Source organism: Synechococcus sp. N5, assembly GCF_900473925.1.
Lineage (GTDB): Bacteria > Cyanobacteriota > Cyanobacteriia > PCC-6307 > Cyanobiaceae > Parasynechococcus.
In genome coordinates this window covers 51,589-72,182 of the sequence record NZ_UCNI01000003.1, presented here as the reverse complement: position 1 = coordinate 72,182, position 20,594 = coordinate 51,589, and the positions used below count along the sequence as shown (strand labels likewise).

Genomic DNA, 20,594 nt, shown 5'->3' with positions numbered 1-20,594 from the left:
ATCACAACGCCGAGACAGCTGAGCAGACTTCAACAGAGGCTCCTCGGAAGGCTGAAGTCGAAGCCTGAGCCACGAAAGGCATGAAAAAGCCGGGTGCAGATCCCCGCAACCCGGCTTCGACGCAAATCAAGTCGTTCTGAAGCTGGACTTAGCCCGTCCCGTAGTGACTCAGTTCTGGCTCAACTGTTCAGCTGAATACATGAGCTGACTGGCTCATTGACTCAGGGGACGCAGACGGCACCGACGCCGCGTAACTTCAACCTTAGGTATTAATTCTCATCGTGGGTGCTGAATCCACAGTTGCAACAACGGGTTTTCTACATTTCCGTTACGCAGATTTTGCGACTTCTCCGGACAGCTCGACCGGAGAATTCAGATCAGGCGGGTAATGCACGACCCGCCTTTTTTATGCCCGTTTTTCGACACCGCGTGGCTCTTCTGTGGAGGCTTAGCGGTCATCCGTACCTCCGCACCCAGGCCTCACTTCATAGCTTCAACGGGTCTGAATGCAGAGCTGCATCAGGCAGTTGGACGGTCTCCAGTTCTGAGGGGTTCTGGAGATTTTTTTATTTGCTGCCCATGGATCAAGCCGAAATCGACAACTGGAAGACCATCGCCGAAAGCATGGAGGCCAAGGGGGACACGGAGAGTTGGTTTTACCGTCGCGCTCGAGCAATTGCTGATGGCCAGCCTGATCCCATGCCCAACGTGTCAGAACTCATGGGAGGCACTGCTGCCTGATCGCATGAGTGGGAGACGCGGGCGAGGGAACCCGCGAACATTCCGTCTCCCAGAGCGTTTGCTGTGGTGCTCGCGCCAGATGGATCATCACCTGGATTCGCATGGTCCCCACCAAGGCCTACTAAGGCTTAATGCCTAATTTGTGTTCAGAGGGTTACATATGGGCACCCGCCAAACCAATGTCTTAGGGAAGGCTGTGGTGCCTTCATTGCGTCGCGCATGAGGGGGTATGGCTGAGGGGCCTACCCCTTTTTTTTGCCCGCCTCGTGCGCAACCCACCACCCGTCAAATAACGCTGAACTGACTCCCCGACCGGAAAGAAAGGGAGTCAGCTTTTTTGGACAGCGCCCCAATGACTGTGGATAGGCCATTGGATGGAGATGCCCAGCACAGGAACCTCCAAAGACACCATCGCCCCTGTCGTGGGCTGCGCTTTTTCAGATGAGGCGATGGCAGCGACCAAATGACTCGCTGAAACGTTGTGGCAATTGAAAACGCTGAACTGACCCCTCAGAGGAAGTAAGGAGCCAGCTTCTGATCAGCGCCCAATGGCATTGCCTAACCATTGGATGGAAGGCCCATGCGATTGAAACTTCCGCAGACAAGATCACCCCAGCTGGAGGTGCAGTGCCGTTCATACGACTCGATGGCAGTGGTCAGATGATCCGCGCCAACGTTGCAGGCCACCGGTGAGGTTCAATCCTCTCGGTTGAGGGATGCGCTGGTTGTTCTTTCGACTTAAGACAAGGGGAGTTGATCGTCGAATCCATGCCAATCGCTAACCAGCAATGCGCGTGTGAGCCATGTGGCTGCAGCGTTTCCCCTGAAAAATCCGTCGAGAAAGACGGAAAGATTTATTGCTCTCAGCCCTGTGCTGATGGTCACGCCGGAGAAGAGCAATGTTGCTCAAGTTGTGACTGCTGCTGATTAGTCGCAGCAACCGCCTTGTTGCAAGGGGACCACTGTTACCCCGCTGACGACATTTGCATCCATAAGCACCCGTACTTGAACGCCGCCGCTGGGGTCTTCAGCCAATTCAACGGCGAGCCCTATTAGCTCCTCTCCGTTGGCTTTCGTGTAGTTCAGCAGCTCAACGCGTTGGAGTTCTTTGGGAGTGGACACAGGCAATAAAGCGATCTTGGGAGCTTTCTAACGCTGAACTGACTCCCCGCTCGCCAGAGAGGGAGTCAGGCCGTTGCTTGCTGTGTCGGCGTGAAACGAACGCTGACACTCAGCGCCCAATGGTTCCTACAAAAACCATGGGATGGAGGTCTTGGGGACTCCGAGGACACCATCACCCCGGCTGGGGGTGCACTGCCGTTCAGATGACGCGATGGCAGTGGCCAAATGACTCGTCGAAATGTTTTGGCCAACCGAAACGCTGATCTGACTCCTCGGATCGCTCATCACAGAGGAGTCAGTGGTGTTATCAGCGCCCAATGGTTTCGCTCCATTGGATGGAAGATCCATGCGACTGAACTTCCGGTGACACCATCGCGGAGGCGATGGGATCAGTGAAGTTCCAAATGACGCGATGGCAGCGACCAAAAGAGACGTCGGACTACCGGTAAGGACAGTTGAGACGGCCGATGACTCCCGCGAGTACTGCTAACTTCAAAACGTCTGACGAAACATCCCCGCTACGGCGGGTCTGAGGACATTCGAACTGAACCGAACACCTCGTACCGCCTCATAGGCGGGTTGATTTCTAATGCGCAAACAACTTGGTCCCGATGGCCTCGGCACCACCCAAAGCCACTCGGCTCGGACGTTTTCGCCTGCTCGCTTGAGCGGGATCCTCCTTATCCATTGTCTCGCTCTGTCTGCAATCGCGCTGTACCAGAGTGAGGGTCAAGCTCAATCCTTTCTGCAACGTCGCATTCAACGGAGAATGCAAGAACGACAGTTGCAAGAGGAAGCGAAGCTGACTGAAAGCCAAAAGCAGCAGCTTTTCCAAGTGAGGCGCGATTGGTTTCTCAGCAGCTATGAGAAGAGACTCGCCTTGTTCCAGTCAACTCAGGCTTGCCTAAAGGATGCTCAGACTTTTCAGGACGGCAAGGAGTGCAGGTCAAAACGACGGCAGGCAGGGCGGCAGCTTCTTGAAGAAGGTCGCCAAGTCATGAATGCCGAGCGTCAGCGTTTAGGTCTCTCGCCTTTGCCTACTGGCTTGCCGCTGTCGTTCTGATGGGTAGTGACTCCCTCTCTAATGGCATCGGCACAGACGAGAGCCAACTGGATTGGACTCCATGGTCCGTCACAGAAGACGTTGCTCTTGACGGGACGTGTTCAAAGCGAAAGCGGGCCTTTTTTAAAACAGCCTTGCCACGCCTTTTGACGTTCCTAGAAAAATCAGCGCGTCATGCTCATCCCAAGCCAGCGCCATGGCACATCACCACTGGTGTTTGTGCTGTGGATGAGGTTGCTGACCATGTAATGGAGATGAACTGGTCTGGTTGGTGGTTTCGCCATATGTGCAGAGCCGCCGACATCCTCAAGATTCCCTGTCCTGACCAGCGTTTTATGGATGATCAACGCCCTTGGAACAGTTGGGGGGAAGTTATTGACCTCAAGCTGGAGCACCAGATTGCTCGGCCAGATGGGGATGGTGAGGAGCTGATTTCTCGCGATTGGGAGTTGCCGCCCTTTTTTCTGGGTAATCGCTTCCCTCGCAAAAAAGAGAATGTCTGCGAATGCAGCATTCCCCTTCCAGAGGAATCAGTTGCTCTCGCGCAGCTTGCTGAACAAGCCAGCCAATGCGACTCACCAAAGGACTTGGAGATTCCTGCTGTCTTGCAGAAGTTCTTCTAAGGACGAGCACGTCAAACCCAACATCAGATGGTCGGGGCCCACAAGGCAATGAGCGTTAAGGCTGATTGCCTTGTGCGTGCCCGCTGACGAGAGTGAATCCATTGAGATCGGAGGCGTCAATGAGAGACGACGGTCCAACCGAGCAGGTTTTAGAAGTCGCCTGACCTTTCGAGCCTCTGCTCCACGAGTTTTCTCACCATCCATGGGCTTGCCCTAAATCCCGGCACCATCACTGCCGGGGGGCACTCAACACTGAGTCAGAAGGTCCATCACCTGGAACCTTGGCCCCAGGAGCTTGAAAGGCCCGACACTTCGCCCGACGCCAGAAATGGCATACGGCATGGCCCCTGTTCCGTCATCACAGGGGTGTCGGAAGCGAGCAATAGGAGAGGTCACCCCATTCACGTCGTAGGTGGGCTGGCCTCTCAACCCCTGATTACATCGCGGGTTAAAGATGCACAAGCGAGCGAGCTAGGCCGTCTCTTCCACCTGGGAGGGGCGGCCTTCCTCCTTAAGTGGATGCAGTACTGCAGCCAGGAAATACGTAAACACAGTTGAGGGTCAGCGCCGGTAGAGGTGCTGTCATATCTAGCTTGTACCCGGTTTGCAGCCTCTCTCAAATAAGCCAGGTCTGGAGAGGAGGTTCGACACCACTGACAAGAGCAGGGTGGTCGCGCGGAGGCCACCGGATAACAGTTCTGACAGAGCTGTCCGAACCGTCGGGCAACAACCCATTCTCGGGCATACGGGAGCGACGAACGACTTGGACGGAGCCGTGAACTGCGACAAGAAACAGCTCAATCCACGTTGAGGAAAGTGGGAGTGGGAGCTCAGCCGGACTCCCACTCCCCTTTTTTATTGGTCGCCGTAAAGCTGGAGATACTCGTGGGCGTGCATGGTTTTGATGCCCAACTCCTCGGCCTTCATCACCTTCTTTTCGCCTGGCGTCTCACCCAGCACCAGACACTCCAGCTTTTTGGTCACGGTGGTGACGGGCTTCAAACCATGCGCCACGGCATGGGCTGCCATCTCGGCCTTGTCTGGATTGTTGAAGCCGGAGAACAGGACCGTGGGCTTGCGGTTGGCGTCGCGCTCAGCCTTGGCGGCAGCCTCTGCTTCGTAGACCTTTGCCCAACCTTCTTCATCGGTCAGGGGAATGATCTGCTCGTCCATGAGGTCCGTTTTGGACCGCAAGATCTTGATGAGCTTCTCGCTTGGCATCACCGATCAGTGGATGCCTCCAGCTTGGCTCCATAAGGGCTATTGAGACAGTCAGCGCCGGTAGGCATGGCTCGGATGACCGCGAAAGGCAGCAACAGCAACCGTCAAGCGGGAGCACCCACCCGCTGTCATCAGGCGGACCCAACGACAGCGGGGATAAGAAACAGCTCTAACTGGGTTGTGGGGACTGAGCCATTTCAGAATGGACAGAAATCGAGACTGAATTAATGGCAAAGGTCAAATGCCATTCATGCGGTGATGACTACGGCTCACGATCCAAGGTTTGTCCTTGGTGCAAGGCTCCCAACCTGAACTACAACGCTTCAGAAGTAGCTGCATATGAGTCAAAGCAAATCAAAGAAGCACTCTCGGTGTTACTTCCTGTGGCTGGGATCGCAGTGGCGGCAATAGCAATCGGCACTACTTGGTGGAAAGGAGCAGCCGAGAAAGCACGAGAAGCCCAAAGAGAATTCAATTCTCTCCCAATACACACACAACTCATCAAAACAAAAAGGGCTTCCATGACCTGGCGTTGCGAAGAAGGAATTAAGGCAAAACTCAAAGATCCAGACAGCTATAGAACAGCAGACTCATACTTCTACAAAGGCTCAAAAGATAATGAATCCGAAATGGTTCGAACTGAGATCTCATATAGAGCCAGGAACTCATTTGGGGGATATGCCATGGGAGACGCAACTTGCGGCTTCGATTACCAAGGAAGACTGCTTTACTCAACAGTCCGATAACACCTGTACACTGGCTGTCTACAAGGCCTCTTAAGACGATCAAATCTGAAGCAGTTTTTTGCAGCTTGCCATTTTGAAGCAAAACGGCTTACTACTAATACTTATAGATACTAACTTCTGCTGCTCTAAACTGGCGATTTTTATGCAATTCGCTCTGATAAATTCAAAGACCCAGCGACTTCTTGCGAAGTTGTTGGTACTCGTCTTCGCTAATAGTTCCACTATCACGCATTTCTTGGAGTTTTGTTAGATCGGCTTCGACTCCAGCAACATTACCTGCTCCGATTGAGCCGATCGGGCCTTGATCTTTAATTCCTGCAAGGATCTTCTGTGCAATTGCATCATTCTCATCCTTCACCCGCTTTTGAATAGTGAAGAGCTGAATAAGCGCAATAACCCCAGGTATAAAAGTCCAGCAAAAAACTAAGTAAATAACTCCTTTGTTGACGTTGTTAAGATAAAATTCGTGAGCACCAATGCCTCCAAGAATCAGGCAAAGCAAAAGTGCTGTTGTCGGATCTTTCTTTTTATCCTCATATCTACTGTTGAAGGAAGCCTCCTGCGCCGGTGACAGTAGCTCGACCTGCTTCAACGTCGATTCCTTCATCGCCACTCGATTATCGTTAGACGCTTTCTAGCAGCAGATTCTTGGATAGGAAACAGCTTGATGTCGACTGTCTTAGGTCTGTTACCTCCGGGCTGCCGTTTTGAAGTAATGCTTATTTGGTTAGGGATGTTTAGGGCTGTCCTAGGCAGTCCTGGGTGCGCTGCCATCCTTGGAGCATGAGCAACAACTTCCGCAGCGGTTTCATGACAGCCCTGGGGGTCATGGCTGCTGTTGCTGCTGTGCCCGCCACCATCTGGGTGGGTTACTTGCTGTGGGGCAAGGGCATGGATCTCCTAAGGAGTCCTGCTTATGACCAGTGGTTTAAGTGCTGGCAGGAGACGGTCTTCGATAAGAACGAGCCGAGCGATCCTCTGCATTTAGACCGCGGAGCACGAGTGGATCGTGACTGCGGTGAAAGGCCACCGCGGTGGCGCTGGCAGACGCGCTAGCTCACCGCTGCCATCCTTGGAAAAGGACAGCACTCCTCCAATGGCACAAGATCCTCAGGACCAGAAAAAGTCTGTTGACGAGGCAGGTGAAGTCGTTGGCAAGCTCCTAGGCGGTGCAGTGGTTTTCGCTGTCCTCTGGTTTGGCTTTGACGCTTTCATCAAATACGAGGCAGAAAACACGATGGATGAGATCCACAACCAGGTCGCTGACGACTTCGAGCGTCAGTACCGGGACGTGCAGAAATACGGCACTGCTATGGACAAGTGCATTCGAGCTGGGATGGTGGCTGAGGGACACCTGCAAGCAGGTAATCAAAGCTCCTACGCCCAGTGGAAGGCCATTGAACGAGCAGATTGTCGAGCTGCCGGACTTACCCGCTGAAAAAGTAATCGGATGGATAAGACGACCACATTGATGGTCCGCGCCGCCTGCGGCGTTGTGCTCGCCGCACCCGTTTTCCTAGGAGGCATTTGGGTTGTAAACGATCGCACCGTCAAATTCTGTGCAGCCAAGGCATATGCCCAACTACTTTTTGGCGCGGAGACATACAGCTGGTCAAACCAGGAAATATGGCGGTGGTCTCCAAGCACCACTTCTGGATACCTCCAAAGTCTTGCTCTGTGCAAGGTGAAGCACCCTTTGCCCTGGCAGTGATTTCAAACTAAACGTCGATCACGTTGGGCATTCTCGTGATCGTTACAATCCTTGGCGCTTCACCTGGAAGCAGCAGGAGACCTACGAAAGGGATATGAAAGATCTCCTTATGCATTGCGTGCATGCTTGGGAGAATTCTCGAGCAGATGAAATCGTTAAATACCGCTTGTTCATGCAAGAGCAACAGGAGCGTCGACTCAAGGCTCGGGATGAAGAAGAAGAGGCCGATTGGGACTGATTAGCGACGGCGGTAGTGGTTTGAGTGACCGCGGAAACCTTTCTGGTCAGCACCCAGGGCCATCATTCGATTCAGTGCCGTAATGGCGCCTACTGCCGCTGAAAACTGACCTGCGTTTTCCGCCTTGCGGGCGATGCGCTCTAGCCGTCCCACCTGCTGGAAAAGCAAGTCCCGCTAGTCGATCTCCTCGGATCCATAACAGCAATTAAGCCAGTCCTTGTGGGCCGCAGCGACGACATCACGAGCGTTCCTGCGACTGCACCCCCATGTTTCGGCAGTAACGGCAGTTAATTCGCTGAGACCCATTCCGGCGTTTATCTGCCGCACAGCCCATTCGTGGCATGTTTTCTTCTCGCTGGTGGTGACTCTCTTGCGGGTCATGGCTACCTAGATGCCAGTGGATGACTGGTGATGCAGATTTTTTATTGGATCTGGATCGTTGCCATGGCGTTTGCCTGCTCGGTCTGGGCAGAAGAAATCGCCAAGTTGAAGGGCCATAACTCCAAGCAGTGGTTGGTGTTGGGATTGCTTTTTGGACCCGTCGCACTGATTGCATTGGCTGCATACCCAGATCTCGAGGACAGAAAGCACCAGCGAGACTCCGCCGCTGAGCTGTCGTTGATCAAGGACGACATTGATGCCATGCGTCGGGGTAAGGACTGAGATCACAGCAGGCCAGCTCCGATGAACGCCTCCTCGACTTCAGCCAAGGCGGCAGAGTCCAGGTCCATGTCGGCAATGGTCTGCCGAATCAGCTGCCTGGTGATGGCGAACCACTCCTTCCTTGTTGTCGAGGCGGGCCATTCAACAAGGCCATCAAGGACTGGCCCCTCAAGGGCCAGACCGTCAAGGATTGAAGCCATCAGTCCGCCTCAACAGGATTTAGGGAAAGCAAGGCAAGCTCCCGCTCGGGGAGAAGCTGCACCAATCAATATTTATTGATGATTCTATCGAGGCTGCCGGGGATGACATAGCCGCGACCGTGAAGACAGACTGGTTAAAAAGCGAACTCGGCAATGCAGGTAAGTCAGGAAGCCTGGATTTTTCTGGGCATTGAGACGTTCCTATTTTTAGTACTTCTGTACAGCCTCTTTAGGGCAAACAGAAAACTTAGACCACTACTGAAAGGCCTGAGTCGATCCTTACGACTATCAGAGGATCAGTTTGGAGATGAAACAAATTTTGTCACATCTGCTAGGACCAGATACAGACGCGCAGCCGAACAGATTGAAGAAGTAGACGCGCATTCAATTGCATCTGGAGAACTGAGCGGGGTAGAGCTATTACACATAGGGAAATGGCGCGTAAATATTGGCGGATTAAGCGAGTTAATGGGCAGTGCACCCGGGGTATTCATCACCATAGGACTACTGGGTACATTTATAGGTCTTGCCACAAATCTGCAAGTTTTGAGTGAATTATTGAACGTTGATGGAGGGCCACCTGGAGAGATCGTGGACAAGCTCGGAAACGTACTGGGTCCTATGAGCACAGCATTTCTCTCAAGCCTTGGTGGTGTTTTCTATAGCCTTATATTTTGGTTGATCGGTCTAGTCGTTGGCTGTAATCGCCTACTAGATGAGACTGAAAGCCTACTCACTGCATACCTGGAACAGGTGGTACAGGCTGACTGCAACCGCTTCTCACTGATGAGAGCATCAGTGGAACGCATGGAGCTTGTGCTCTCTAATTTCATGAGCCGATTTTCGGAAGATGTTGGAGCAGCGATTGAAAAAGCAGTAAATGAAAAAATAGGAGAGATGTTTGATGCATTTGAAAGAGGCTCAAAAGCTATGGAGCTATATGCCGCTACATTCGATAGTGGTGTCAGCGATTTAAACGCCAGTGGAACGAGATTTTTAAGGGCATCAGAGATTTTCGCCGATAGCGATTTTGCAGAGAGATTTGGCTATTCCACAAATCAATTTGGCGAATCAATTACAGTGGCAACTAACGAGTTTCTGAGTTTGTCGGAGAAGCTCGCATCCGCGCGAACAAGCTTTTCAGAATCTGCCAAGCACTTTAAGGATACGTATATGCTTTTGGAAGGCACCAAAGAGCAAGTCCACAGCCTTGCACAATCAGTATCAGCTGAAATCAAGATACAAGAGGAAGCCAACAAAGAAATATCAGAAGCATCTAAGCAACTAAGAGCAGCACGCCTTGCCGTAGGACGCGAGAACAAAACCTCGAACGAATTAGCTAGTGCACTAACTCAAAAGCTAGAGGCAGAAACGCCACAGCGTCAAAAGCTCGAAGAATCTATTGGCAAGTTAATCGAAGCAATCGATGGAATCAAAAAAGAAAGCAAAACGACTAGAGAACTTGTAGAAAATGAATTGAGATCATCCGCACTATCAAGAGATGAGCGAAATCGTCTTAACTCCTTAGCGGCAGCACTGATCAACCAATCAAACACTGAAACCTGGAGCTGATCATGGTGAGGAGAACAAGTCGCAAGCCAAAACTAGAGGCACCATGGCTTGCGTATACAGACTTACTGAGCAGCACTCTATTGATTCTCAGTGTTGTCGTGGTTGCTAGTGTGCTTGCACGATTAACAAATGAAAAGCCTCCAGTAATACGACTTAGTGACGCAAAAGATTATAGATTCGCGAGAGGAAGCTTCGAGGTCAATAAAACATTCCGTTCAAAGCTAATTTCAGAAGAACTCCCAAAAATCGACAGGGCTATCCAATGCTATGCGATTGATACGATTGAAATTATTGGGCACACTGATAATTCTCCGAATACCGGCCTGAGCAATATCGACAAATTTCCAGAAACAGAAGAACTAGCCAACGGCTTTAAACGTGTATACGCAGGCTCTAATGCAGACTTGGGACTACTTCGCGCTTTCTCTGTCCAAACACTACTTCAAGAGGAAATTGGCAAACAATATCCAGACCTAGACTTTAAATCATATTCAGCATCAAGCCTAATCAACCCAAAAGATAGCTCAGACTTAAATACAAATAGCGACCAAGAAAAAAGAAGGATTGAAATTAGACTAACTAGAAGCAGCAATCAGTCTGTGATCAATAAATGCTAGCTACCCCTCATCCTTATAAGAGAAGTCCCATTCTGCCTTGAGCAACCTATGCATTTCAGGGAAATAAGTCTCACCAGTCATCTTGACATGCTCTAGATACAAATCGAGCAAAATCCTTTCTCTATGCTCACGGGCCTTCGATCTGATCTCTTCAGAATCACCGTTGTTGATAAACCAAGATATGTCTTTAGTAATGACAGGCTGCCTTCTTCTAACCCATGTTTCCGAAACTTCTTCAGAATCTTCATGGGTAGAAGGAGTATTAGATGGCCTTTGTGGAACTCTATTACGATCTTGAAGGATTTGCTGAGCAGTTAAAATCTGCTTCCGCTTCTTCATTTCCAATAAAGCGCTATACAAAACAGTATTTGCCAAAGAGCCCCAGTTATTTTCTAAATAAATACTAGGTATTTCTAATTCATCAATTTCAAGATCCTGAAACAAGGATTTGATAGTGGCCTTAATCTCCTCCGTACGATCGTCGAAGGATTGATTTGAATCGAGCTGGTCAGGCATTGGTTTCTCCGTGGTTGATGAAAGATTCAGTCAGCATTACGACGCCGAGCTTGAGAGATAGGGAGTTTTTCTGAATAACCATTTAGAAGATCTTCTCTCTCATTAAGCATCTGGTCACTAAAGGACATCTGCATATCCTCACTCTTGGACTTGCTACGCAACATCAAAACCGAGCCTCCACTTAAAACTATTGATATGATCATGCCGAACAGGGAGAACCCAAGACCTGGGATCTTACTTATATCAGTTAATTTTGAATAAAACTGAACAATCGCGGTCCTCACTAGCTCACCACCTTCCCTTATCTCAATATCATCTTCTTCAGACTCTACAAACTTGGTTTCAAAGTCTTCAGTGAAATGCTTTTCAAGGAAGCTATAAGGGGACAATATATCCTGATCTTTTTTATATACTTTTAGCTTGTCCCGAAGCTCATCAGCCGCTTGATTATCTAACTGCTGTTGTATCACTTGTCTATTACAGTCTCCAGGTATATTTGCAACTGAGCCCCACATTTCGACAACCTGGGCAGGGGTTTTACCTCGCATCTCTTCTTGCTGGGCGAAAGATCCCCTTGCCTTTCTAAATGTCGAATCCCACCTTAGATCACCTCTCTGAAGATCTCTCAGCTGAGCTTCAGTGGCATCACAAGCAGCCTTAAAGTCCTGCAATACAGGATTCTGAAAAGTGCTTAACTCTTCTATTTTTAATGCCGTCTCATCAATTCTTTGCCCCACCAACTCTTTGGCATAACCTCTAGTAATACCTGCCCTATTAATCAGAATATCTAGGCCAACCCCTGAGAACGATGTTCTAAGCAGAGAAAGCCCCAAAAAGATGAATAGAGCTGTTCGCGCAGAACCCCTTTTACCCTTAGTCCTATTGCAAGACTCTTTACCTGCAATATTGCTTCCTGCTGTAAGCCCGAGTGATAACCCAATGGCGGCAGGAAAGGCAAAAACTGGAATAAAGTCAGTCAGTGCAAATTCGATAAGTGGATAAGTTGTTATTGCATCCCAGAGGGTGCTAACTGCCATTAAATTGACAGTATTTCCACAACTCTGATCGAATTCTTGGGAGGCACAAGATTTACCTCGAATACTATTTGCTTTTGGCCAAAAAAAGTATCTTAGTGTTTTAGTAAATCCTTTGTCTTGTGAAACAACAGTATCGACATTTGGCCTCTGAAAAGTGATCTGTCCGGTAGTGCTGTCGTATCTACCTTGAACGCGGTCTGCCGCATCGCGCAGATAGCCGAGATCAGGAGATGTATCAATCCATCGGATGAGCTGCAAAGGCGTCAGCTCTACTGAGCCATCTCCTGCACCCAGCTTGGAGTCGGGTTTTTCGGGCACCTGCTTTCTCGAGCTATACCCAGTCGTAGCAATGGATTTAGACTAATTCAAGTTTCTGTGAGTCACTTGATAAAAAGAACCGCTCTTTTATTTATCGCATTTTGGTCTTTACCTGCATCTGGCTCAACAATCATTTCTGTAGGAGATGGCGACACAATCCGAATTCGTGACGGATCGGAAAAACTTACAGTGCGCTTAGCATGCATTGACGCACCAGAAATATCTCAAAATCCTTATGGCTCAAGATCAAGAGATTTTCTCAAAAAGGTGCTCCCACTTGGCACAAAAGTCACGCTTCGCATTCAAACCATAGATCGATACGGAAGATCTGTAGCCGAAGTATTCACCAAAAAAGGAAATATAAATGAGTCAATAATTGAACAAGGGCACGGGTTTGTTTACCGGCGTTATCTTAGTAAATGCAATGGATCTCGCTATCTTTCTCTTGAACGTCAGGCTCAAAAACTTGGCCTCGGAGTCTGGTCAACTAGCTCTACAGGTATCCAACGACCATGGGATTATCGAAAAAGCAAACGCTCAGTGAGCAGTATTTTTAAAAGAAAGTATCGATGCAAGGAAATTGCTTCCTGGAACAAGGCTCAGCAGCTTTTGAGAGAAGGTCACACCTATCTGGATCGTGACAGGGATGGTGAAGCCTGCGAAAGCCTGAGATAAGTGAACTCTCTTGAATTACATAAGTCCGATTAAGACGATGCAGACAAGACCGCATTAACCAAGACGCAGAGAACTGCTGTCCCGAGGGTTAGCAGCCACGTAGTGGCCCGTAGTTGCACTCGATGAGTGACCGAGGGTGGCTTGAAGCGTGAATACGTCCACGCCCCTCTGCACAGCGTGTGTGGCATGGCTGTGCCTCAGCTGGTGTGGGTGAACGTGGAACCCTGCGGCTCGTCCCCACTTGCGGCAGATCTGCCCGATGGCTTGCCGTGTGAGGTGTCCCTTTCCGCGGGGGCTAGGGAATACATACGCCTCAGCTTCGCCGCGGCCAAGAGACTCAAAAAGCTCCAGCGTGTGGCTTGAAACTCGGACCACTCGGCACTTGGATCCTTTGCCGAGGAGGTGGATTTGACCGCCATCGGAGAGAACTTCGATGTCCTGCCACCTGATAGCGGCGATCTCAGAAACCCGGCAACCCAACAGGTAGGAGCCCCTGACAAGGGCGTAATCACGCTTGGCGTTCCGATCCAGATGAGCAGCTCTGGCGATGGCTGCCATCAACAGTCCGAACTGCTCTTCGCTGAGCGGCCTGGTGCTCTTGCTGGCCATCAACATCGAGCGCGGTGGCATCGGATTCCTGGGAACACCAGTCACTGGTGAACGGCATGGCTCTGCCGCCCATCGGTACAGAGAGCTGATGGCAGCGATCCTGCGGTTAAAGGTCCGAGGCTTCATCCGCTCGGCTTCAACCTCGCTGCGAAGCTCGTCCACCCAGTCCTGGCAGAAAGCAGGATTCATCTCCCGCAGGTGCAGGTGAGGGTGGTTGCGCTGACGCCAGCGACAGAACTCCTTGATCTCAAAGCGGTAGGCCGCCCTGGTGGCTTCTGAGTCCGTGCGACTGCACTGAGTGACGAACCGCTTGATCAGCAGGGCATCGCCCCAGACGGCTGCGCCCGCTTGCGCGGCATCAAACAGTCGGGAGACGTATGCGAGCGCCTCTGCCTTGTCCATGCCGTCGAGAACGGCTGGCAAAGGTTTGCGCCCTGATTTGCGCCCTAACTCAGAACCGCCCTGTGGCTTAATTCCGAGATCGCTGTCTGGGATTGGTTGAAGGGGGCCTTCCAGCCCCCACGAGTCATTTGGGTGATAAGGCTGACTTCACCCCATCTCCCTTAATGGGTCAGGCAGCAACAGGGGCTGCTTGACGGGAGAAACGAACGATGTTGTTCGCAGTTACGGGTTTGCTCTCACCGAGCAGGCTTCAGTCACCCTCCTCATGCCCCGTCGAAACCATTGCAGCCCCGTGAGGGGTAATGGAGCTGAGCGGAATCGAACCGCTGTCCGAAACACTGGTGTGGATCACCTAGTCCGACGAAGCCGGACCCTGTCATTCTGACAGGAGTGGTGACCTGGAGCACAGCGCCCTTGGGTCGAACAAACCGGCTATCCGCCGTGGCAGTTGTGCCACAAGGCCTGGAAGCAGCCGCTGGCAACGAACTCAGCGCCCTTGGGGCCCATGCCGTGAAGCCCGGCAGGCGTGCTGTCAGCTTCCAGGCAGACATGGCCTGCCTCTACCGGCTGCATCTGCAGGCTCGACTGCCCTTCCGGCTGTTGCGCCAGGTGGCGCGCTTCCCCTGCCAGGGCCGGGACGACCTCTATGACGGCATCCGCCAGGCACTCGACTGGGAGCGCTGGCTGCATCCCTCGATGACCTTCCGGGTGGATGTGACCGGAACGGCACCGGGGCTGAACCACAGCCACTTCACGGCACTGCAGATTAAAAACGCCCTTGTGGACGCACAACGGGATCTTTGGGGGGAGCGTTCCTCCATCGATCTCGACGACCCCGATCTCTCCCTGCATCTGCACCTCGGCCGCGGGGAAGCCCAGCTGAGCCTCGATGGCAGTGGCGGCAGCCTGCACCGTCGTGGCTACAGGGCCGCCATGGGTGCGGCACCGTTGAAGGAAAATCTGGCGGCCGGGCTGATCCGCCTGACGGGCTGGGATGGAAACCAACCCCTCGTGGACCCCTGCTGCGGTTCAGGAGTGCTCCTGATCGAAGCGGCCCTGGCCGCCTTGCAGCAGGCCCCGGGGTTGGAGCGCCACTTTGCCCTCGAAGGATGGGCCGATTTCCAGCCGGAGCTCTGGGACAGAGAAGCTGATCGCGCCCGGCAACGGCGCAGGGGGGACCTCACCCTTCCGCCGCTCCTGGGGATTGAAGCGGATCCCGTCATTGCCGATCAGGCCCGGGCCAATGTGGAAGCCGCTGGGCTGAGTGGAGTCATCCGCATCTTCACGGGCACGTTCAGCGATCAACCCCTCCCGGAGGGGCCGGGGGTGTTGGTGTGCAATCCCCCTTACGGCCAACGGATCGGCGATGAAGCGGAGCTGGAGGCGTTGTATCGAGAGCTTGGCAACTACGCCAAAGGCCAGGCCAAGGGTTGGAAGCTCTGGTTGCTCAGTGGAAATCGCAACCTGACGGGAGCCCTGCGTCTGAAGGCCGAGCAACGGATTCCCGTGAGCAACGGCGGCATTGACTGCCGCTGGCTGCACTACGACATCCGCTGATCACACCCGTCCCATCACCGCCCGCACCGTTTTCATCAGTCCCTCCAGCGTCTGCGGCAGGAACGGGCCCTTCAGCACCTGGCCGCCAATACGCAAGCTGATGCCCGCCAACACCAGATTGGCCATGGCGAGGCTCAACAGTGCGCGGATCCAATCCAGATCCCACTGGGCCTGAATCCAAAGCAGCAACGACGCTTCGCCCGCCAGCAAGGCCAGGAACATGGCCGTGCCTCCAATGGCGAGGAACAGGCCACCGCTGATCACTCGGCGTTTTTCCCGATCCACTTCCTGCAGGGCAATCCGCACGTGCAGATCCATCACTGACGCCGCCAGTGCTGTCACCCGAGCTGCCGCTCCAAATCCGCGGGGAGAGTTCTGATCGGCCATCAGGAACGCCGCCCCCCGCGAAGCATGCTGCCCAGCAGCAACCCAACACCAAGGGCAACACCCACAGCCAGCAGTGGTCGCTGACGCACAGGCGCCTCGATCTTCGGCCGCAGGGTGCTGTTCAACTCATCCAGCAACTGTTCCAGTTGCTCTTCGAGGGGATCCAGGCTGTCGGCCCAGTCGCGGCTGCGATCACCGGCGCTGTGGAGAAGCTCCTCCAGTTGCTCCCGAACCCCTTGGGGCGTCAGGCCTGTGTTCTGTTCAATCAAACGAACCAACTCATCCACACTCCCCCGTGTGGCTTCAAGGGTGTGCTCAGCAAGATCCGGCCAGCGCTCCTGGATCGTCGGCAGCAGGCTTTCAAAGCGCTCACGGAAGTGGTGCTCGAATCTGCCGTTGGACTGCGGCGATGGCGAGGCCATGAAGACCGTTGGCAGGACGCTTTAGAAGAGTAGGGAGACTGAAGGCTGAGGGAAAGTCTTTGCCGCGATACGCCCTCCTGCGTCACACCGGAGCACCGGACGACCCCAGCGAATGCCACATCGATCTGCTGCTGGAGGACGGGGACAGCTGCCGAACTTGGCGACTGGCCACAGTGCCGCAGCTCAACGCAGCAGCCCAACCAGCGGTTCCCCTGCCTGCCCATCGAAAGGTCTGGCTGGAACCCCGCAGTGCTGCCGTTTCGGGCAATCGGGGCTGGGCCGAACGCATTCATGCCGGCAGCTACAGCGGAGTGCTCCCCCACGCCACGGATGCAGACGTCACCCTGCAGCTCGAGGGCGACCTCCACGGCTGCCTGCGCATCAATTCCGGGCACTGCTCCTTATCGAACCCTTGAGCTTTTCGTGGGTTCCGCTAATTTCGACTTGCTGACAGCCCCAGATCCTGTTGGTTCATATCAATCGGGTTGGGCTGACGCACTTCAAGTCGTTCGGCGGAGCGATGACGATCCCCCTTGAAGAGGGATTCACCGTCGTGACGGGACCCAATGGCTCCGGCAAAAGCAACATCCTTGATGGCGTTCTGTTCTGCCTGGGCCTGGCCACCAGTCGTGGCATGCGGGCTGACCGCCTGCCGGACCTGGTCAACAGCGGCATGCTCAAGGCCGGCAAGGCCGCTGAAACAACCGTCAGCGTCCGCTTTGACCTGAGCGACTGGACACCCGATGCCGCCGAGGAAGGCCTGGAGGCACCAGCGGAGGGGCCCTGGATTCAACCGGGACAAACAGAATGGACTGTGACCCGCAAACTGCGGGTGATGCCAGGGGGCTCCTACAGCTCCAGCTACAGCGCCGACGGGGTGCCCTGCAACCTGCAGCAGCTGCAGACACAGCTGCGCCGCCTTCGGATTGATCCCGAGGGCAGCAACGTGGTGATGCAGGGGGACGTCACCCGCATCGTGTCGATGAGCAACCGCGACCGCCGCGGCCTGATCGATGAACTTGCCGGTGTTGCCCTGTTCGACACCCGGATCGAACAGACCCGCCGCAAGCTCGATGACGTGCAGGAGCGTCAGGAGCGCTGCCGGATCATTGAGCAGGAATTGCTGGCCAGCCGCCAACGGTTGGAGAAGGACTGCGCCAAGGCCCGGCAATACCAGGACTTGCGGGAACGGCTGCAACTGGGACGCCGCCAGGAGATGGTGCTGGCCTACGAAGCCGCCCAGCAGGCCCTCAAGGATCTGGCCACGCGCCAACAGGCGCTGGAAGCCCAGGAACAGAGGGACGCCGCGGCCATTGCCAGCGGCCGAGAGCAGCTGAACAAGGCCGTGGCCGAACTGGACTTGCTCCAGGAGCAGGTGAAGGCCCTCGGGGAAGACCAGCTGCTGGCGGTTCAGGCGGAACTGGCTGGCCTCGACACCAGCAGCCGTGAACTGGAGCGCCAGGCCAGCCTCCACCAGGACGAAGGCCAGAAACTGCAGGCGCAGCGCCAGGACCTCGCCACCCGTCGCCAGCAGTGGCAGCTGCAATCACGGGAACTGGAACGCGATCCCCATCAGGACGCCCTCAGCGCCGCCGAAGACAACTGCAGGGCCGCTGAAGCCGCGGTGGAAATGTCCCGCCGCCGGCTGGCGGATGTGGCGGGCCGCTCCGGCGCCTGGGTGGAGGAACAGAAGCGCCGCAGCGGTCGCCGGCAGGAGTTGCAAAGCAGCGTCGCTCCCTTACTGGAAGAGCAGCAGCAGTTGCAGGAACGGCTGCGCCAGGAACGGGAACGGCTGGAAGAACTCACCCAGGAGCAGCACCAGGACGGCGCCGACGGCGACGCCGTGCAGCAACAGCTCGCAACCCTGGAGGAGACCTGGCAAACCCTGCTGCAAGCCATTGCCGACGGCAAACAGGAGCTCCAGCAGACCGCCGAATCGCTGGCCATCCAACAGCGCACCCGCAGCCGGCTGGAGCAGGAGCAGACCCGCTTGGAACGGGAGATCGCTCGGCTGGAGAGCCGTCGGGATGCCCTTCAGGAAAGCCGCGGCACCGGAGCCCTGCGCCTGCTGCTGGAGGCCGGCCTCGATGGCATCCACGGCCCTGTGGCCCAGCTGGGAGAGGTGGAGGATCGCCATCGCCTCGCCCTGGAAGTGGCCGCGGGGGCCCGTCTCGGCCAGGTGGTGGTCGACGACGACCGCATCGCCGCCCGCGCCATCGAACTGCTCAAGAGCCGCCGTGCTGGCCGGCTCACCTTCCTGCCCCTGAACAAGATCCGCGCGCCAGGGGGCGGCGGCTCTTCAGCCGCCTTTGCCCGGGGTGCACGCCCCGGTGGGGACAGCGGTGCCGGCCTGATCGGCCGGGCCGTGGAACTGGTGCGCTTCGAACCGGTCTATGACCAGGTGTTTGCCTACGTCTTCGGCGACACCCTGGTGTTCTCCGACCTGGCGAGCGCCCGTCAACAACTGGGCCGCTCCAGGGCGGTGACCCTGGATGGGGAGCTGCTGGAGAAGAGCGGCGCCATGACCGGCGGCAGCTTCTCCCAGCGCAGCAGCAGCCTCAGCTTCGGCCGCAGCAGCGATCAGGACGAAGCTGAACCCCTGCGGCGGCGCCTGCTGGAACTGGGAGAATCCCTGGTGGCCTGCCGGCGGGAGGAGTCGAAGCTGGCCCAACTGATCGAACAGCAGAAACCCCAGCTGCGCGAACTCGAAAATCAACAGGCGGCCTTGATCGCCGAGCGCAATGCCGCCCGGCGCAACCACGGCCCCCTGCTCGAGCGCAGCCGCCAGCGGGCCGAACGGCTCAGCAAATTGCAGCAGGACCAGACCGAGCAACAGCAGCGGCTCGAAGCCATCAGCACTGCACTCACCCCACTCACCGCGGAACTGCAGGCCTTGGACGAGGCGGAGCGCAACAGCGGCAACAACGACGATGCAGCCGCCTGGGCCCAACTTCAGACGGAACAGGAAGCCGCCGACCAAGGGCTGGAGGCAGCCCGCCGCGAGCGCGACCAGCTGCTGAATGCCCGCCGCGAGCGGCAGCTGGCGATCGAACGCCTGGGGGATCAAGAAAAGGCTCTGGCCGCCGAAGAAACCCGCTTGCAGGAGGCGGTGAAGGCCCTCGCCAGTGCCCATGGGGCCTGGCGCCAGCAGCAGACCGACCTCCAGGAGAAGCGCAAAGAGCTCGAGCAGCAGCAGACCGACCTGCAGGAGCGCTTCGGCAGCCAGCGCCGGGCCCGGGACGCCGCGGAAGCCGAGGTAGGCCGCCAGCGTCAGGCCCTGCAGCAGGCCGAATGGAACCTGGAGCGGCTCAAGGAAGACCGCGAAGGATTGATCGAAGAACAGCGCAGCGGTGCGGTGCGCCTGCAGGAGATGGAACAGACCCTGCCGGACCCGAGGCCGGAGATCCCGGAAGCCCTGCGGCTGGCGGGCTTGGAAGCCTTGCAGACCGATCTGCAGGCCATCCAGCAACGCATGGAAGCGCTGGAGCCCGTGAACATGCTGGCGCTGGAGGAACTCGAGGCCCTCGAAGAGCGGCTCAACGAACTCAACGAACGGCTCGACGTGCTCAACAGCGAGCGGGAGGAACTGCTGCTGCGGATCGAAACCGTGGCCACCCTGCGCCAGGATGCCTTCATGGAAGCCTTCACCGCCGTGGATGGCCATTTCCGCGAGATCTTTGCCTCGCTCTCCGATGGTGATGGCCACCTGCAACTGGAGAACCCGGAGGAACCCCTGGAAGGTGGCCTCACCCTGGTGGCCCATCCCAAGGGCAAAACCGTGCGGCGCCTGGCCTCGATGTCGGGGGGAGAGAAATCACTCACCGCCTTGAGCTTCCTGTTCGCCCTACAGCGCTTCCGGCCGTCGCCGTTCTATGCCCTCGACGAGGTGGACAGCTTCCTCGACGGCGTCAATGTGGAGCGCCTGGCGGCTCTGATCGCCCGTCAGGCCGAGGCAGCCCAATTCATGGTGGTCAGCCACCGCCGCCCGATGATCGGCGCAGCCCAGCGCACGATCGGGGTGACCCAGGCCCGCGGCGCCCATACCCAGGTGGTGGGTTTACCGGATGCCGCCTAAACGATCGGAGTTTTCGCTGTGCAATCTGAACGTGACAGGCGGAACCCCTGCGCCACAATGGTCTGAATGTCCATGGCCG

The 20,594-nt window shown here is 55.3% G+C and carries 23 protein-coding genes; 14 read left to right on the top strand and 9 right to left on the bottom strand.

Going from position 1 to position 20,594, the window contains the following annotated elements; genetic code table 11:
* The first annotated feature begins 579 nt into the window (after positions 1-579).
* The 4 genes from DXY03_RS12210 to DXY03_RS11835 all read left to right on the top strand — a co-directional run bounded on the left by DXY03_RS12210 (position 580) and on the right by DXY03_RS11835 (position 3,549).
* Positions 580-741 (top strand): hypothetical protein, encoded by a 162-nt coding sequence (locus tag DXY03_RS12210; RefSeq protein WP_170951979.1) that lies wholly within the window; start codon positions 580-582, stop codon positions 739-741.
* A 768-nt stretch (positions 742-1,509) separates the two neighbouring features.
* Entirely contained in the window at positions 1,510-1,668 is a 159-nt protein-coding gene (locus DXY03_RS04730) for a metallothionein (protein WP_115009387.1), read from the top strand.
* A 784-nt stretch (positions 1,669-2,452) separates the two neighbouring features.
* The gene (locus DXY03_RS04720) at positions 2,453-2,926 is read left to right on the top strand and encodes a hypothetical protein (RefSeq protein WP_115009385.1); all 474 of its coding nucleotides are present in this window, start codon (positions 2,453-2,455) and stop codon (positions 2,924-2,926) included.
* Positions 2,926-3,549 (top strand): hypothetical protein, encoded by a 624-nt coding sequence (locus DXY03_RS11835; protein WP_136987637.1) that lies wholly within the window; start codon positions 2,926-2,928, stop codon positions 3,547-3,549. Before DXY03_RS04720 ends, DXY03_RS11835 begins: the two co-directional genes overlap by 1 nt.
* Before the next feature lie 855 nt (positions 3,550-4,404).
* Here DXY03_RS11835 and DXY03_RS04710 read toward each other — a convergent pair.
* Positions 4,405-4,722: a BRCT domain-containing protein gene (locus DXY03_RS04710; RefSeq protein ID WP_170951978.1), complete on the bottom strand. Its 318-nt coding sequence runs from the start codon at positions 4,720-4,722 to the stop codon at positions 4,405-4,407.
* 275 nt (positions 4,723-4,997) lie between these two features.
* Here DXY03_RS04710 and DXY03_RS11830 point away from each other — a divergent pair, with 275 nt between their 5' ends.
* On the top strand, positions 4,998-5,516 hold the full coding sequence (locus DXY03_RS11830; protein WP_136987636.1) for a hypothetical protein: 519 nt from the start codon (positions 4,998-5,000) through the stop codon (positions 5,514-5,516).
* Positions 5,517-5,679: 163 nt separating this feature from the next.
* Here the strand turns inward: DXY03_RS11830 and DXY03_RS04705 are convergent, their stop codons facing one another.
* Entirely contained in the window at positions 5,680-6,108 is a 429-nt protein-coding gene (locus tag DXY03_RS04705; protein WP_206749721.1) for an NINE protein, read from the bottom strand.
* Positions 6,109-6,299: 191 nt separating this feature from the next.
* Between DXY03_RS04705 and DXY03_RS04700 the strand changes: the two genes are divergently transcribed.
* Together DXY03_RS04700 and DXY03_RS04695 are read left to right on the top strand one after the other, a co-directional pair.
* A complete protein-coding gene (locus DXY03_RS04700) occupies positions 6,300-6,572 on the top strand; it encodes a hypothetical protein (RefSeq protein WP_115009381.1) in 273 nt (90 codons plus the stop codon).
* A 16-nt stretch (positions 6,573-6,588) separates the two neighbouring features.
* Positions 6,589-6,954, top strand: coding sequence for a hypothetical protein (locus DXY03_RS04695; RefSeq protein WP_136987635.1), 366 nt, complete (start codon positions 6,589-6,591; stop codon positions 6,952-6,954).
* A gap of 511 nt (positions 6,955-7,465) precedes the next feature.
* Here DXY03_RS04695 and DXY03_RS12595 read toward each other — a convergent pair.
* Positions 7,466-7,618, bottom strand: a complete 153-nt coding sequence (locus DXY03_RS12595) for a hypothetical protein (RefSeq protein ID WP_244272321.1) — start codon at positions 7,616-7,618, stop codon at positions 7,466-7,468.
* Positions 7,619-7,876: 258 nt separating this feature from the next.
* Here DXY03_RS12595 and DXY03_RS04685 point away from each other — a divergent pair, with 258 nt between their 5' ends.
* On the top strand, positions 7,877-8,128 hold the full coding sequence (locus DXY03_RS04685) for a hypothetical protein (RefSeq protein ID WP_115009379.1): 252 nt from the start codon (positions 7,877-7,879) through the stop codon (positions 8,126-8,128).
* A gap of 2 nt (positions 8,129-8,130) precedes the next feature.
* On the opposite strand, the gene DXY03_RS04680 is transcribed toward DXY03_RS04685, so the two are convergent.
* Positions 8,131-8,328, bottom strand: a complete 198-nt coding sequence (locus tag DXY03_RS04680) for a hypothetical protein (protein ID WP_115009378.1) — start codon at positions 8,326-8,328, stop codon at positions 8,131-8,133.
* A gap of 153 nt (positions 8,329-8,481) precedes the next feature.
* Here DXY03_RS04680 and DXY03_RS04675 point away from each other — a divergent pair, with 153 nt between their 5' ends.
* Positions 8,482-9,900 (top strand): hypothetical protein, encoded by a 1,419-nt coding sequence (locus DXY03_RS04675; protein ID WP_136987634.1) that lies wholly within the window; start codon positions 8,482-8,484, stop codon positions 9,898-9,900.
* A gap of 80 nt (positions 9,901-9,980) precedes the next feature.
* Positions 9,981-10,517 carry a hypothetical protein gene (locus DXY03_RS04670; RefSeq protein ID WP_170951977.1) on the top strand — a complete coding sequence of 179 codons (537 nt, stop codon included), beginning with the start codon at positions 9,981-9,983 and terminating at the stop codon, positions 10,515-10,517.
* Here the strand turns inward: DXY03_RS04670 and DXY03_RS04665 are convergent, their stop codons facing one another.
* Positions 10,518-11,033, bottom strand: coding sequence for a hypothetical protein (locus DXY03_RS04665; protein WP_115009375.1), 516 nt, complete (start codon positions 11,031-11,033; stop codon positions 10,518-10,520).
* A gap of 26 nt (positions 11,034-11,059) precedes the next feature.
* Positions 11,060-12,388 (bottom strand): hypothetical protein, encoded by a 1,329-nt coding sequence (locus DXY03_RS11825; protein ID WP_136987633.1) that lies wholly within the window; start codon positions 12,386-12,388, stop codon positions 11,060-11,062.
* 57 nt (positions 12,389-12,445) lie between these two features.
* Between DXY03_RS11825 and DXY03_RS04655 the strand changes: the two genes are divergently transcribed.
* A complete protein-coding gene (locus DXY03_RS04655) occupies positions 12,446-13,063 on the top strand; it encodes a thermonuclease family protein (RefSeq protein ID WP_244272317.1) in 618 nt (205 codons plus the stop codon).
* Positions 13,064-13,117: 54 nt separating this feature from the next.
* Here the strand turns inward: DXY03_RS04655 and DXY03_RS04650 are convergent, their stop codons facing one another.
* Positions 13,118-14,095: a tyrosine-type recombinase/integrase gene (locus DXY03_RS04650; protein ID WP_244272315.1), complete on the bottom strand. Its 978-nt coding sequence runs from the start codon at positions 14,093-14,095 to the stop codon at positions 13,118-13,120.
* Positions 14,096-14,488: 393 nt separating this feature from the next.
* Here DXY03_RS04650 and DXY03_RS04640 point away from each other — a divergent pair, with 393 nt between their 5' ends.
* A complete protein-coding gene (locus DXY03_RS04640; RefSeq protein ID WP_115009394.1) occupies positions 14,489-15,631 on the top strand; it encodes a class I SAM-dependent RNA methyltransferase in 1,143 nt (380 codons plus the stop codon).
* Here the strand turns inward: DXY03_RS04640 and DXY03_RS04635 are convergent, their stop codons facing one another.
* Positions 15,632-16,018: a phage holin family protein gene (locus DXY03_RS04635; protein ID WP_115009372.1), complete on the bottom strand. Its 387-nt coding sequence runs from the start codon at positions 16,016-16,018 to the stop codon at positions 15,632-15,634.
* Complete coding sequence (locus tag DXY03_RS04630) at positions 16,018-16,440, bottom strand: YqjD family protein (RefSeq protein WP_006850868.1); 423 nt, start codon at positions 16,438-16,440, stop codon at positions 16,018-16,020. The genes DXY03_RS04635 and DXY03_RS04630 overlap by 1 nt, the downstream gene beginning before the upstream one ends.
* Positions 16,441-16,499: 59 nt before the next feature.
* Between DXY03_RS04630 and DXY03_RS04625 the strand changes: the two genes are divergently transcribed.
* Together DXY03_RS04625 and smc are read left to right on the top strand one after the other, a co-directional pair.
* A complete protein-coding gene (locus tag DXY03_RS04625) occupies positions 16,500-16,856 on the top strand; it encodes a hypothetical protein (protein ID WP_115009371.1) in 357 nt (118 codons plus the stop codon).
* Positions 16,857-16,906: 50 nt separating this feature from the next.
* Positions 16,907-20,515: a chromosome segregation protein SMC gene (gene smc / locus DXY03_RS04620; RefSeq protein ID WP_115009370.1), complete on the top strand. Its 3,609-nt coding sequence runs from the start codon at positions 16,907-16,909 to the stop codon at positions 20,513-20,515.
* The last annotated feature ends 79 nt before the right edge of the window (positions 20,516-20,594 follow it).

Excerpts from the sequence above, each read along its gene's own strand:
- DXY03_RS12210 (WP_170951979.1), top strand. The coding sequence starts at position 580 with ATGGATCAAGCCGAAATCGACAACTGGAAGACCATCGCCGAAAGCATG.
- DXY03_RS04730 (WP_115009387.1), top strand. The coding sequence starts at position 1,510 with ATGCCAATCGCTAACCAGCAATGCGCGTGTGAGCCATGTGGCTGCAGC.
- DXY03_RS04720 (WP_115009385.1), top strand. The coding sequence starts at position 2,453 with ATGCGCAAACAACTTGGTCCCGATGGCCTCGGCACCACCCAAAGCCAC.
- DXY03_RS11835 (WP_136987637.1), top strand. The coding sequence starts at position 2,926 with ATGGGTAGTGACTCCCTCTCTAATGGCATCGGCACAGACGAGAGCCAA.
- DXY03_RS04710 (WP_170951978.1), bottom strand. The coding sequence starts at position 4,722 with ATGGACGAGCAGATCATTCCCCTGACCGATGAAGAAGGTTGGGCAAAG.
- DXY03_RS11830 (WP_136987636.1), top strand. The coding sequence starts at position 4,998 with ATGGCAAAGGTCAAATGCCATTCATGCGGTGATGACTACGGCTCACGA.
- DXY03_RS04700 (WP_115009381.1), top strand. The coding sequence starts at position 6,300 with ATGAGCAACAACTTCCGCAGCGGTTTCATGACAGCCCTGGGGGTCATG.
- DXY03_RS04685 (WP_115009379.1), top strand. The coding sequence starts at position 7,877 with ATGCAGATTTTTTATTGGATCTGGATCGTTGCCATGGCGTTTGCCTGC.
- DXY03_RS04680 (WP_115009378.1), bottom strand. The coding sequence starts at position 8,328 with ATGGCTTCAATCCTTGACGGTCTGGCCCTTGAGGGGCCAGTCCTTGAT.
- DXY03_RS04675 (WP_136987634.1), top strand. The coding sequence starts at position 8,482 with ATGCAGGTAAGTCAGGAAGCCTGGATTTTTCTGGGCATTGAGACGTTC.
- DXY03_RS04665 (WP_115009375.1), bottom strand. The coding sequence starts at position 11,033 with ATGCCTGACCAGCTCGATTCAAATCAATCCTTCGACGATCGTACGGAG.
- DXY03_RS04635 (WP_115009372.1), bottom strand. The coding sequence starts at position 16,018 with ATGGCCGATCAGAACTCTCCCCGCGGATTTGGAGCGGCAGCTCGGGTG.
- DXY03_RS04630 (WP_006850868.1), bottom strand. The coding sequence starts at position 16,440 with ATGGCCTCGCCATCGCCGCAGTCCAACGGCAGATTCGAGCACCACTTC.